Source organism: Streptomyces sp. NPDC004838, from assembly GCF_053600955.1.
This window is the reverse complement of the sequence record NZ_JBSGAW010000032.1, coordinates 67,019-79,253: the sequence shown is the minus strand read 5'-3', so window position 1 is coordinate 79,253 and position 12,235 is coordinate 67,019. Positions and strand designations below refer to the sequence as shown.

Sequence of the window (12,235 nt, the reverse complement as noted above, 5' to 3'; positions counted from 1 at the left end):
ACACCGGCGGGCGCGAGGCGGAAAACCGCCTGCTTCGCGGGACGCTCGAGCACGACCGGGCCGACATGGATGTTCCCTCACCCCCCCGAGACGAGCGCTCAGGGCGCGTGCCGCTGCTCCGGACGCGTGCCGGAGGTGCGCGAAGGAGCCGGAGTACGGCACCGGATGTAGGTCTCGACCGTCAAGGACATGACCGCATCGCCATCCGACGACAGACGGCCCCGGTAGGTCAAAGCCGCTCTGCCGACGCGGTCCGGGGCCACGGACTCCACCAGAAGGTCTCCGCGCAGGGTCGTCCCGGGACGTACCGGCCGGTGCAGACGTACGTCCCGCAGGGCGCGAGCGGCGATGATCGCCCAGCTCCGCAGGGCGCCCTGGACGGCCAGGCGCTGGAAGACGCAGAGCGTGTGGGTGCCGCTGGCGATGATGTCCCCGAAGTGCCCTTGGGCTGCCGCCGCTGGATTCACGTGCATGGGCAGCGGATCCCACCAGCCCGCGAACTCCATGATCTCCTCACGTGAGACGGTGTACGCGCCGAGGTCGTATCGTGCGCCGACGGAAAGATCCTCCGCGTGGACGACGCCTGCCGTGGTCGGTTCACTCATGGTGCGCTCGGCCCTTTCTGAGAACGTGGGAACCGGTGACGCGGGCGAGGACCGCGCCCCTCACACGGCACGCGGGCGTGGTTCCGGCGCGGGGGCGGCCCGATCACGCGGGCGCGCCCGGCGGCGCACACGGTGAGCCGCCGGTTTCGGCGCCGGGAGGCCCGGTTGCCAGGGCCTGCCGCGCGCCGGCCGGCTGGAAGCTCAGGCGCGCAGACCCCGGATCACGAAATCGGCGAACGTCTCACCGACCTCGGCCGCCGTCGCGGGGCCCCCCGCCTGGTACCACCGGTAGACCGAGTTCGTCATGCCCAGGATGCCGAAGGACGTGACGCGGGGCTCGATGTCCTGGCGGAAGACGCCCTCCTCCTGACCCTGGCGGATGCAGTCCTGGACGAACTGGTCGTGCCGGTCGCGTTCCGCGACGATCACCGCCTGATGCTCGGGGGTGAGCCCACGCCACTCGGTGAAGAACAGGGACGACTTCACCAGGTGGGTGGCCGTGTGCGCGGTCTCCGTCGCCACGAAACGGCGGAGTTTGTCCACGACGCCGAGCTGCGAGGCGATGATCTCGTCGAAGTAGCCGCGGGTCTCCTCGTGGTAGCTGCGCACGATCTCGAAGAGGACTTCCTCCTTCGTGGAGATGTAGTAGTACAGGCTGCCCTTGAGGATGCCGAGCTCTTCGGCGATGTCCTGGATCGTCGCGGCTTCATAGCCCTTGCGGTGGAACACCTGGGCCGCCGTCTCGATCACTTCTTCTCGGCGGCGCCGGTTCTGTCCGGCCGTTCGCGCCATCTCGGAGCTCCACTTCTTCCGGTCTTGCGGCGGTGAGGTCTGTGATGCACTCTATCAAACAACCGGTTGGTAGAAAGATGGGGAGGGCCAGATGGCCAGCCATATCCTCGGCACGTCCATGACCGCCTTCGGTCGCCGACCTCGGACGTCCGTGAAGCAGTTGGTGAACGAGGCGGCGAGTGCGGCGGTCAAGGACGCGGGCATCGCGCTGAACGAGGTGCGGGCCACGTTCTTCGCCTGTGCCATGCAGGGTGCCCTTGAAGGGCAGCATGCCGTCGCGGGCCAGATCGCCCTGCGTGAGATGGGCCTCGACACCTGGCCGGTGGTGAACGTCGAGAACGCGTGTGCCAGCGGCGACACCGCGCTCTACCTGGCGGACGCCCATATCCGTGCGGGGCTGGCGGACGTGGTCCTGGTGGTGGGCGTCGAGCGGATGACCTTCGACAAGGCGGGCGCCCTCGACTGGTTCCACGGCGCCTGGGACGTCCATGAGTCCGACCGCACCGTGGCCGGCCTGCTGGCGCTCGGCGAGGGCGTCGAGACCCCGGCCGGTGTCGTGGAACCGCCGGCGGAGCGGAAGAGCCTCTTCATGGACGTCTACGGCGCGCTCACGAAGTTCCATATGCGGGAGTACGGTCTCACCGCCCGGGAGCTGGCGAGCGTCGCGGCCAAGGACCACACCCACAGCGTGCTGAATCCGCTCGCCCAGTACCGCAGCGCCTTCACCGTCGACGAGGTCCTCGCCGCGCCGGTGATCTCCTGGCCGATCACGCTTCCCATGTGCGCGCCGATCACCGACGGCGCCGCCGCGGTCGTCCTGTGCGGCGAGGAGTTCCTCGCCCGTGTCGACTCGCGCCGGGCCGTGCCGGTCGCGGCGGTCGAACTCGGCAGCGGTTCGGACCGCGACCCCCGTGACCTCGACGCCCACCTGTCGCGCAAGGCCGCCCTGCGCGCGTACGAACGGGCCGGCATCGGCCCCGAGGACATCAGCCTGGCCGAGATCCACGACGCCACCAGCTTCGGCGAGATCCTCCAGTCCGAGAGCCTGGGACTGGTACCCCGAGGCGACGGAGGCGCGGCCGCCGCGGCGGGGGAGACGGCCATCGGCGGACGGATCCCGATCAACGTCTCCGGCGGACTGGTCTCCAAGGGGCACCCGATCGCCGCGACGGGCCTGGCCAAGACCTTCGAACTCGTCACACAGCTTCGCGGGGAGGCCGGAGCCCGCCAGGTCGAGGACGCACGCTGGGGCATTCAGCAGGGCGGCGGCGGATTCATCGGGATCGAGGACGCGTCGACCTGCGTGACCATCCTCGGCGGAAAGTGAGGCGGGAGACATCATGCGTGAACTGAGCAGGATCTATGTGGGCGGAGCCTGGGCGGACGCGAGCACCGCCGCCAGGACGGAAGTGGTGAACCCGACCACCGAGCAGGTGATCGCCCTGGTGCCCGAGGGGACCGCCGAGGACGTGGACCGCGCCGTCTCGGCGGCACGACGGGCCGCACCGGCCATGGCGGCCCTGGACGTCAAGCGCCGTGCCCAGGCACTGCGGTCCCTGGCCGGGAAGCTCCAGGAAAGCCGCGACGAACTCGCCGCCACGATCACCGATGAGGTGGGTACACCGATCCGGATCTCCCAGCGCATCCAGGCGGCGCTCCCGGTGACCATCCTGAACGGATACGCCGACCTCATCGAGGCCGGCCTTCCCCAGGAGCGCATCGGGAACAGCCTTGTGCTGCGGGAGCCCGTCGGCGTGGTCGCGGCCATCACACCGTGGAACTATCCCCTGCACCAGATCGTGTGCAAACTGGCACCGGCACTCGCCGCCGGATGCCCCATCGTGATCAAGCCCAGCGAGGTCGCGCCGCTGACGGCGTACGCACTCTTCGACGCGCTCCACGAACTCGGCCTGCCCGCCGGCGCGGTGAACCTGGTGCCCGGCACCGGGAACGAGGTGGGCGAGCCGCTCGTCCGGCATCCGGATGTGGACGCCGTGTCCTTCACCGGCTCGCTGCGAGCCGGGCGCCGGGTGGGCGAGCTGGCCGCCGCGACGGTCAAGCGCGTGACCCTGGAACTCGGCGGAAAGTCCGCCAACGTCGTCCTCGACGACGCGGACCTCGCCACGGCCGTCAAGGTCGGCGTCTCCAACGCGTTCCTCAACGGCGGCCAGACCTGCACCGCCTGGACCCGCCTGCTCGTCCCCCGCCGCAGGCTCGACGAGGCCATGGCCGCAGCGGTACGCGCCGCGGAGGGCTTCGTCCCCGCGGACCCGCGCGACCCGGCGACCCGGCTGGGCCCGATGGCGACCGCGACCCAGCGGGACACGGTCCGCGGCCACATCGTCCGCGCCGTCGCCGACGGTCAGACCCCGGCCACCGGCGGACCGGAGACACCGGAGGGGCTCGACAGCGGCTACTTCGTGCGTCCGACCGTGTTCGCCGATGTCGACCCGGACTCGGCCCTGGCCCAAGAGGAGATCTTCGGCCCGGTGCTGGCCATCCTCGCCCATGACGGCGACGATCACGCGATCGAGATCGCCAACAACTCCCGCTACGGGCTGCACGGCGCGGTGTGGTCGGCGGATGAGGACCGGGCCCTCACCGTGGCGAAGCGGCTGCGCACCGGATCCGTCGACATCAACGGCGGCGCGTACAACCCGCTCGCGCCGTTCGGTGGCTACAAGCAGTCCGGCGTGGGCCGGGAACTCGGTCGTCACGGCCTTGAGGAGTTCCTGGAGACGAAGTCCGTCCAGATCTGAGAACAGGAGTACTGACATGGTCAAGGCACTGGTGGCCTTCGGCCCGGACGAGCGGCCGAAGGTCCTCGACATCGCCGTTCCCGACACCGGGCCCGGTGATGTGCGCGTGCGCGTCGACGCGGCCGGGGTGTGCCATTCGGATCTCTCCATGGTCAACGGCACCATCCGGCCCGCCTACCCGGTCGTCCTCGGCCACGAGGCGTCGGGCACGGTCGTCGAGGTCGGAGACGAGGTCGACGATATCGCGGTGGGGGACGCCGTGGTGCTCAACTGGGCACCGCCGTGCCGGAGTTGCTGGTTCTGCCGACACGGCGAACCCTGGCTCTGCTCGAAGGTGGAGGGTGTGGTCAGCACGCCCCGCGGCTCGCTCGCCGACGGCACCCCGCTGCATGTCTCGCTCGGAGTGGGAGCGTTCGCCGAGGAGACCGTGGTGCCCCGCTCCGGCGTCGTACGGCTTCCCGGAGGGGTCCCTCGGGACGTCAGCGCCCTGATCGGCTGCGCGGTCCTGACCGGTATGGGCGCCGCCCGCAACACCGCTGCGATCAAGCCCGGCGAGTCCGTCGTCGTCTTCGGCCTCGGCGGCGTGGGACTGTCCGCCGTGGCGGGTGCGGCGTTGGCCGGTGCGGCGCGGATCATCGCCGTGGATGTGAGCACGAGCAAGGAGGCGATCGCCAGGTCGCTCGGAGCCACGGACTTTCTGCCCTACGAGGACCGGATGACCCGGGCCATCAGATCCCTCACGCAGGGGCGCGGCGCGGACCACGCCCTCGAATGCGTCGGCAAGCCCGCCACCATCCGCGCGGCCTGGGGGGCCGTACGGCGCGGAGGCCGGTGCACCGTGGTGGGAGTGGGCCGGGCGACCGATGAGGTCACCTTCAACGCCATGGAGCTTTACCACTTCGCGCGCCACCTCACAAGCTCGGTGTTCGGGTCCTGCGACCCCGAGCGGGACGTGCCGGAGGTCTGCCGCCATGTGCTCTCCGGCGCGGTGGATCTCAGCCGGCTGGTGACACACCGAACCGACCTGGCCGGGGTGCCCGATGCCTTCGAACGCATGCGGCGCGGCGACGGCGTACGCACGGTGGTCGAGATCGCCTGAAGCCGCCGGTGCCCCGGGATCCGGCCGGCCCACCGTCCACCCCCCTCGCAACCGACCAGACATCATCAGACCGATGGAGTGATTCCCCATGGATGTACCGAGCCTGATGAGGCAGGCCGCCCGCTTCCACGCGCACCGTCCGGCGATCGTCACCCGCGACGCCCGGCTCACCTACGAGGAGGCGTGGCGGCGCGGTGTCCGACTGGCCAACGCCATGATCCGGCTGGGCGTGAAGCCCGGCGACCGGGTCGGCATGGTGGAGGACAACTCACTGGCGGCGGTCGACCTGATCCTCGGCGCCGCGATCGCGGGCGCGGTGCGCGTGCCGCTCTACGCCCGCAACTCCCGCGCCGCGCACCGGGCGATGATCGAATCGACCGAATGCCGACTCGTCTTCGCCGACCCCGCGTATGCCGACAGCGTGCACGGCCTGGAGACCGAGGTCGCGGCCCTGGCGCGGGTCCTGGTGCGCGACGACGACTACGAGGGCTGGCTCGCGGCACACAGCGACACCGATCCGATGGTGGAAGTGGGGCCGGACGACTGGTACATCATCCGGCACTCCTCGGGAACCAGCGGCAAACCCAAGGGGGTCGGCTACCGCCAGCACGACTGGATGGCGAACTGCCGCAACTGGTTCGTGCGTCTCCCCCCGCTGTCCACGGACAGCGTCTGCGGGCACGCCGCTCCCATCTCGCACGCCTCCGGCTACCTGTTCATTCCCACCTGGCTGGAAGGCGGGGTGAATCTTCTGTTCGGCGCTTTCGAGCCGGACGTCGTGCTGGAGATGTCGGAGCGGCATCACGTCACCCACACCTTCCTGGCGCCGTCGATGGTCGCGGCCCTCTGCGCCCGTCCGGGTGCCGCCGATCGCGACTGGGCGGCGCTGACCTGCATCATCACCGGAGGATCGCCCATCACCGACGCGACGATCGCCGCCTCCCGCGCCACCTTCGGAGACGTGCTGCACCAGGTCTTCGGGCAGACGGAGGCCACCCCCCTGACGATGATGAGACCCGGGGAGTGGTTCGCCGATGTGCCCGGATCGGAACCGCTGCGGTCGGCGGGGAAGGTGCTGCCCTACGCGCGCCTGGAGATCTGCGACGAGGACGGCGCGGTGCTGCCCCTCGGAGAGGTCGGCGAGATCAGCGCCCGGATCGAAGGCCAGATGTCCGGATACTGGGGTGATCCGCAGTTGTCGAAGAACCGCCTGCGCGGCGGGTGGGTGCGGACCGGCGACATCGGCCGGCTCGACGAGAACGGCTACCTCTACGTCCTGGACCGCGTCGACGACATGATCGTTTCCGGCGGATTCAACATCTGGCCCTCCGAGGTGGAGACCGTCATCGCCGACCACCCCGCGGTGAAGGAGGTCGCGGTCTTCGGCGTGCCGGACGTGAAGTGGGGCGAGACACCGGTGGCGGTCTGCTACGTCGACGCGTCGGCCGAGGTGACAGCCGAGGAGATCATCGCCCTCGTGGCCGAGCGTATGGGTTCCTACCTCAAGCCGTCCCGCGTCGAGTTCACCCATGAGCCGCTGCCGAAGTCCGTTGTCGGCAAGGTTCTGCGCCGGAAGCTGCGGGAGCCGTACTGGGAGGGGCGTGGGACCCATGTCTCAGGAGCGTAGGTCCGACGTGGTCGTCGTCGAGCGTCGGGACGGGTGCCTGTGGCTGACCCTGAACCGGCCCGCGAAACTCAACAGCCTCGACCCCGAGGTGATCGCCGCGCTGGGCGCGGCTCTGGACGGACTCACCGAGAACGACCGGTGTGTCGTCATCCGTGGCCGGGGCAGAGCCTTCTGCGCCGGGGGAGACCTCGACGCGGTGTCCGGTCTGACGGGCGGCGGTACGGATATCGCCGCCATCAGTGCCTTCCACCAGTCGATCTCGGCACTGCTGCGGCGCGTGGAGCTGCTGCCGGTGCCGGTGGTCTGCGCCGTACAGGGCATCGCCGTCGCCGGGGGGCTGGAGATCGCCTCGGCCTGCGACATCGTCGTGGCCGCCGAGTCCGCGTCGTTCGGCGACGGCCACGCCGTCTACGGGCTGTTGCCCGGTGGCGGCGGTTCCGTACGGCTGCCGCGCAAGATCGGTGTGAACCGCGCCAAGTTCCTCGCACTGACCGGCCGTCGCGTTCCGGCGTCGACGATGGCCGACTGGGGCCTGGTCGCCCTGGTCGTGCCCGACGACGAGCTGGACTCCGCCGTCGACGCGCTCGTCGCCGACCTCGCCGCGCGCAGCAGGGTGGGGCTGAGCCGCCTCAAGCGCATGCTCGACGACAGCATGGAGCAGCCCCTGGACACCGCGCTGGCGGGGGAGCAGACCATGGCGACCCTGCACACCTACTCCAAGGACTACGCGGAGGGGCTCGCGGCGTTTCGTGAGAAACGCCGGCCGCTCTTCGGCTGAGGTGTCCGTTGTCGCCCGGGAGCGGACCACCGGCGACATCCCGGTTCAGACGAGCCGGACTCCTGGTCCTGGGGAGGCGCGTGATGCGCCCCCCGCAGGACCTCGCTCGTCTGAACCGGGGCTGCCGCCCCCCCCGTCAGTGGTGTTCGCGCAGGCGGTAGCGCTGTAGCTTGCCGTTGCCGGTCTTGGGCAGGGCGTCGATGAACTGGACGGCACGGGGGTACTTGTACGGCGCGATGGCCTGTTTGACGAAGTCCTGAAGCTCGGCCGCCTTGGCGTCGCCGGGCTCGACGCCGGGTGCCAGCACCACGAACGCCTTGACGATGGAGCCCCGTTCGGGGTCCGGGGCGGCGACGACGGCGGTCTCCAGGACGTCGGGGTGGGTGAGAAGCGCCGCCTCGACTTCCGGTCCGGCGATGTTGTAGCCGGAGGAGATGATCATGTCATCGTTGCGGGCCTGATACCAGAAGTAGCCGTCGGTATCGCGGAGGTAGGTGTCCCCCGTGATGTTCCAGCCGTTCTGGACGTACACCCGCTGCCGGTCGTCGGAGAGGTAGCGGCAGCCGGTCGGCCCCTTGACGGCGAGCCTGCCGGGCGTGCCGTCGGGTACGGGGTCTCCGTGTTCGTCGAGGACGGCTGCCCGGAAACCGGGCACGGGTCTGCCGGTCGCGCCCGGCCGTATGTCGGTGTCGGCGGCGGAGATGAAGATGTGCAGGAGCTCCGTGCCGCCGATTCCGTTGACGATGTCGATACCGGTCGCCTCTTTGAACTGTTCCCACACGGTGGTGGGCAGGTGTTCGCCGGCGGACACGCAGTGACGCAGATGGCTGACCCGGTCTGCGACTCCGGTGGCCAGGAAGGCTTTGTAGACGGTCGGTGCGGTGAAGAGGGTGGTGACGCCGTGCCGCTTGATGGCGTCGGCCAGCTCCGCCGGGGTGGCGCGTTCCAGCAGGAGTGTGGAGGCGCCGGCGCGCATCGGGAACACCACCAGACCACCGAGACCGAAGGTGAAGCCGATGGGTGGTGTTCCGGTGAACACGTCGTCCGGCCGTGGTTTGAGCAGATGCGCGGAGAAGGTGTCCGCGACGGCCAGCACGTCCCGGTGGAAGTGCATGGTCGCCTTCGGCGTCCCTGTTGTGCCGGAGGTGGGCGCGAGCAGGGCGACGTCGTCGGCGGCCGTGTCGACGGGGGTGAAGTGTCCGTCCTTGGTGGCGCACCGGCGGATCAGGTCGTCGTCGGTGTCACCGCCGTAGCGCAGCACCGGCAGGTCCGGCGCGGCCTGCTGGAGTTCGGCGGTGAACCGGGTGTCGCAGATCGCCAGTTGTGCCTTCGTGAGGGCGAGGAGCCCGGTGATCTCACCGGCTCGCAGCAGCGGCATGGTGGTGACCGCGACGCCGCCGGCCCTGAGTACGGCGAACCAGGCGGCGACCATCCAGGGGTTGTTGGGTCCCCGCAGCAGGACCCGGTTGCCGGGCCGGAGACCCGCGTCCTCGATCAGGACCTGGGCGAGCTGGTTGCTGCGGCGCAGCAGCTCCCCGTAGGTCCAGGTCTCGGTGTCGGTGCGCAGACAGGGCCGGTCGGGACCCATACGGCGTACGGTCGCGTCGAGGAGTTCGGCGGCGCAGTTGAGCCGGTCCGGGTACCGCACCTCGGGAAGGTCGAACAGCAGCTCGGGCCATTCCTCCGGCGGGGGCAGGTGGTCGCGGCAGAATGTGTCGGTGTGCGCGGAGGGTGACAGCGGCACAGCGGTGCTCCCTTGGGGCGGGTGATCAGGACGGCCGGGAGGGGACGTCTGCCGTGGCGTACTTGCCCGACAGCAGCGAGCCGGCACCGGGCGCCACCGCGGGAAGGCCGAGGGCCCGCATGAGTTGATGCGCGGTGGCGATGGACGCGGACAGGACGGGCTTGCCCAGCTCGTTCTCGACGATCTCGATGGATTCGAGGGAGGGCATCTGCACACAGGCCGACAGCACGATGGCGTCCGCGTCGGAATGGTCGAGTCTGCGGACGATCGGGATCAGCTTTCCGGGGTCGTGTGCGGCTACGGCGAGGTTGTCGGGGATCTCGAGGGCGGTGTAGTCGGTGACGTCGATGCCTTCGTTGCGGAGGTAGTCCACGACGAGGTCGGTCAGCGGGCGCATATACGGCGCCACCAGGGTGATGTTGCGTGCGCCGATGATGTGGAGGGCGTTGACCAGGGCTCCCGCGCTGGTCACGACCGGGGCAGGGGCGCCGTTGTCCTCGGTGGCCTTGGTCAGGGCCTCCTCGGAGGTGCGGTGGTAGCCGAGGCCCATGCTCATGATGGCGACGAGGCAGGCGTAACCCAGCACGTCGACGTCGGCGTCCGAGAGTTCGGTGGCGCACCGCACGGAGTCCGCGTCCATGGCCGCCAGCTCCTCCTTGCGTACCTGCTTCATGCGCATACGGCTGGAGTGGAAGGTGAACCGCTCGGGCTCGACGGTCTCCCGGGCGCGGAACATCGCCGGGACCTCGGTCTCCATCGTGACGTTGGAGCTGGGCACGATCTGCCCGATACGGAACCGTCGCGCGCTCATCGGGCGTCCACCACCGGGTTGCGCAGCGTGCCGATGGACTCCACGGTCGCCTCCACGGTGTCGCCGGGCGTGAGGTACTGGGGCGGGTTGAGGGCCGCGCCCACTCCCGCCGGTGATCCGGTGGCGATGACGTCGCCCACCTCCAGCGTCATGCCGGCGGTGATGTCGGCGATCAGCTCGGGGATGCGGAAGAGCATGTACCGGGTGTTCGACTTCTGCATGACCTTCCCGTTGACCCGCAGGGACAGGTCGAGGGCATGCGGGTCGGGAACCTCGTCGGCCGTGATGACCGCGGGTCCGAACGGCGCGTAGGAGTCCTGGCCCTTGGAGTAGAACCACTGGCCGGAGCGGCGCTGGTCGCGGGCGCTGATGTCGTTGACGATGCTGTAGCCGAAGATGTGGTCGAGGGCGTCCTCGGCCCGCACGTTCTTGGCCCGTCGCCCGATGACGACGGCCAGCTCGCACTCCCAGTCCAGCTCGCTGGTCAGATTCCCGTTGTGCTGGATGGCTTCACCCGGCCCGACCACGGCGGTGGCGGGCTTGCTGAAGAGGACCGGCCGCTGCGGCAGTTCCTTGTCGGTGTCCAGCGAGCGGGCGGACTCGGCCACGTGCTCGGTGTAGTTCAGGCCGACACCGACGATCTTGCCGGGGCGGAGCGGGGCGTGCAGGGTGGCCTCCGCCAGCGGGAGTCCGGTCCCGGACAGTGATTCCTCGATGGCGGAGAGTGTGTCCGGTCCGGCGGCCGCGATGTCCAGCAGCGAGCCGAAGGACGGGGCGACTTCGAGGATCTGGTCACCGCGTTGCACACCGACCCGTCGAGGGCCCTCACCCGTGGAGTAGGTCACGAACAGCATGGAAGGAAGCTCCGAATCTTCAGTTGGCGGGCTGGTGGCCGTCGTTGTCCCGGTACGCCTCTTCGCGCCAGAACGCGAGGGACCGCATCACGGGAAAGTCGTTGAAGGAGAACAGCACGGCGTCGTCCCGGCCGCTGCCTTCCGCGTGCTCGTGCCACGCCCAGGAGGGCACACAGAAGATGTCGCCTTCCTGCCAGTCGAACCGCTCGCCGGCGATGACGGAGTGGCCCGAGCCCTTCGCCACGGTGTAGACGACGGAGCCGGTGTGCCGGTGTGCCTTGGTGGCTTCGCCGGGGCGGAGCATCTGGAGGTGGGCACTCATGGTGGGCATGACCGAGCCGCCGGTCAGCGGGTTGCTGTACTCCAGGATGACGCCGTCGTAGGGCGATCCGTCGGTGGCCTTGGCGGCGTTCAGCAGCGCGCTGTAGGACTGTTCCCAGGGATAGGCCAACAGCGGTGAGTAGGGCTTGGTCCACCCGTCGTCCCACCCGTAGGGACGCAACTGGCCCGCGCCGTGGGTCAGCAGCGAGGCGTTGACGACCTTGCCCTGTTCCTGCCGCAGATCCGGGTGGACTTCGTAGAAGCCGGCGTCGTGCGCGTTGACCAGCGGGATGTCCAGGCCGTCCTGCCAGATCACCGGCTTGTCCGTCGCCTCGTTGCCGTGCTCGTGCCAGGTCCAGTTCGGGGTGATGGCGAAGTCACGGGGGCCGACCTTCAGCTTCTGCCCGTCCACCACCGTCCACGCGCCTTGGCCTTCGTGGACGAAGCGCAGCGCCGCGGCCTGGTGGCGGTGGGCGGTCATCGACTCGCCGGGGCCCATCACCTGGAGGCCCGTGTAGAGCAGACCGGCCGCCGCCGAGACGTCCCGGCGCCCGGGGTTGACCAGCATGACCACCCGGCGGCCCGCGTCGTCGGGGCTGACGAGGTCCAGCGCCTCAAGCACCAGTGGGCGGAGCTGCTCGTAGGACCACAGCGTGGGCACGGATTTCGGCTGCGGGTACCAGGGCTCGATGTCGTTCGCGACCGTCCACAGGGCTCCGGCCTCGTGCTTTCCGAGCCGAGCGTAGTACGCCTTCAGTTCGTCGGTGTCGGCCACCCGTGCACGGCCGAGTACATCGTCGCTCGGTGTCATCGCCACCTCCCAGGGGATATACGTTGTTATTGAC

The 12,235-nt window shown here is 69.7% G+C and carries 11 protein-coding genes; 5 read left to right on the top strand and 6 right to left on the bottom strand.

Annotated features, from left to right (window positions below):
* Nucleotides 1-98 precede the first annotated feature (98 nt).
* Entirely contained in the window at nt 99-605 is a 507-nt protein-coding gene (locus ACWEFL_RS29950; RefSeq protein ID WP_451718429.1) for a MaoC/PaaZ C-terminal domain-containing protein, read from the bottom strand.
* 201 nt (nt 606-806) lie between these two features.
* Entirely contained in the window at nt 807-1,397 is a 591-nt protein-coding gene (locus tag ACWEFL_RS29945; RefSeq protein WP_451718427.1) for a TetR family transcriptional regulator, read from the bottom strand.
* Between the two features lie 91 nt (nt 1,398-1,488).
* Here ACWEFL_RS29945 and ACWEFL_RS29940 point away from each other — a divergent pair, with 91 nt between their 5' ends.
* The 5 genes from ACWEFL_RS29940 to ACWEFL_RS29920 all read left to right on the top strand — a co-directional run bounded on the left by ACWEFL_RS29940 (nt 1,489) and on the right by ACWEFL_RS29920 (nt 7,660).
* Nucleotides 1,489-2,724, top strand: a complete 1,236-nt coding sequence (locus ACWEFL_RS29940; RefSeq protein WP_451718423.1) for a thiolase family protein — start codon at nt 1,489-1,491, stop codon at nt 2,722-2,724.
* Nucleotides 2,725-2,737: 13 nt separating this feature from the next.
* Nucleotides 2,738-4,156 (top strand): aldehyde dehydrogenase family protein, encoded by a 1,419-nt coding sequence (locus ACWEFL_RS29935; protein ID WP_451718419.1) that lies wholly within the window; start codon nt 2,738-2,740, stop codon nt 4,154-4,156.
* A gap of 16 nt (nt 4,157-4,172) precedes the next feature.
* A complete protein-coding gene (locus ACWEFL_RS29930) occupies nt 4,173-5,255 on the top strand; it encodes an alcohol dehydrogenase catalytic domain-containing protein (RefSeq protein ID WP_451718416.1) in 1,083 nt (360 codons plus the stop codon).
* A gap of 88 nt (nt 5,256-5,343) precedes the next feature.
* The gene (locus ACWEFL_RS29925; protein WP_451718413.1) at nt 5,344-6,882 is read left to right on the top strand and encodes a class I adenylate-forming enzyme family protein; all 1,539 of its coding nucleotides are present in this window, start codon (nt 5,344-5,346) and stop codon (nt 6,880-6,882) included.
* A complete protein-coding gene (locus ACWEFL_RS29920) occupies nt 6,866-7,660 on the top strand; it encodes an enoyl-CoA hydratase/isomerase family protein (protein WP_451718410.1) in 795 nt (264 codons plus the stop codon). Before ACWEFL_RS29925 ends, ACWEFL_RS29920 begins: the two co-directional genes overlap by 17 nt.
* Before the next feature lie 136 nt (nt 7,661-7,796).
* Here ACWEFL_RS29920 and ACWEFL_RS29915 read toward each other — a convergent pair whose 3' ends face one another.
* Genes ACWEFL_RS29915 through ACWEFL_RS29900 form a run of 4 tightly spaced genes read right to left on the bottom strand, consistent with a single transcriptional unit; the run spans nt 7,797 to nt 12,201 of the window.
* A complete protein-coding gene (locus ACWEFL_RS29915; RefSeq protein WP_451718408.1) occupies nt 7,797-9,404 on the bottom strand; it encodes an AMP-binding protein in 1,608 nt (535 codons plus the stop codon).
* 25 nt (nt 9,405-9,429) lie between these two features.
* On the bottom strand, nt 9,430-10,215 hold the full coding sequence (locus ACWEFL_RS29910; RefSeq protein ID WP_451718406.1) for a maleate cis-trans isomerase family protein: 786 nt from the start codon (nt 10,213-10,215) through the stop codon (nt 9,430-9,432).
* The gene (locus ACWEFL_RS29905; protein WP_451718404.1) at nt 10,212-11,069 is read right to left on the bottom strand and encodes a fumarylacetoacetate hydrolase family protein; all 858 of its coding nucleotides are present in this window, start codon (nt 11,067-11,069) and stop codon (nt 10,212-10,214) included. Before ACWEFL_RS29905 ends, ACWEFL_RS29910 begins: the two co-directional genes overlap by 4 nt.
* 19 nt (nt 11,070-11,088) lie before the next feature.
* Complete coding sequence (locus tag ACWEFL_RS29900; protein ID WP_451718402.1) at nt 11,089-12,201, bottom strand: cupin domain-containing protein; 1,113 nt, start codon at nt 12,199-12,201, stop codon at nt 11,089-11,091.
* Between the last annotated feature and the right edge of the window lie 34 nt (nt 12,202-12,235).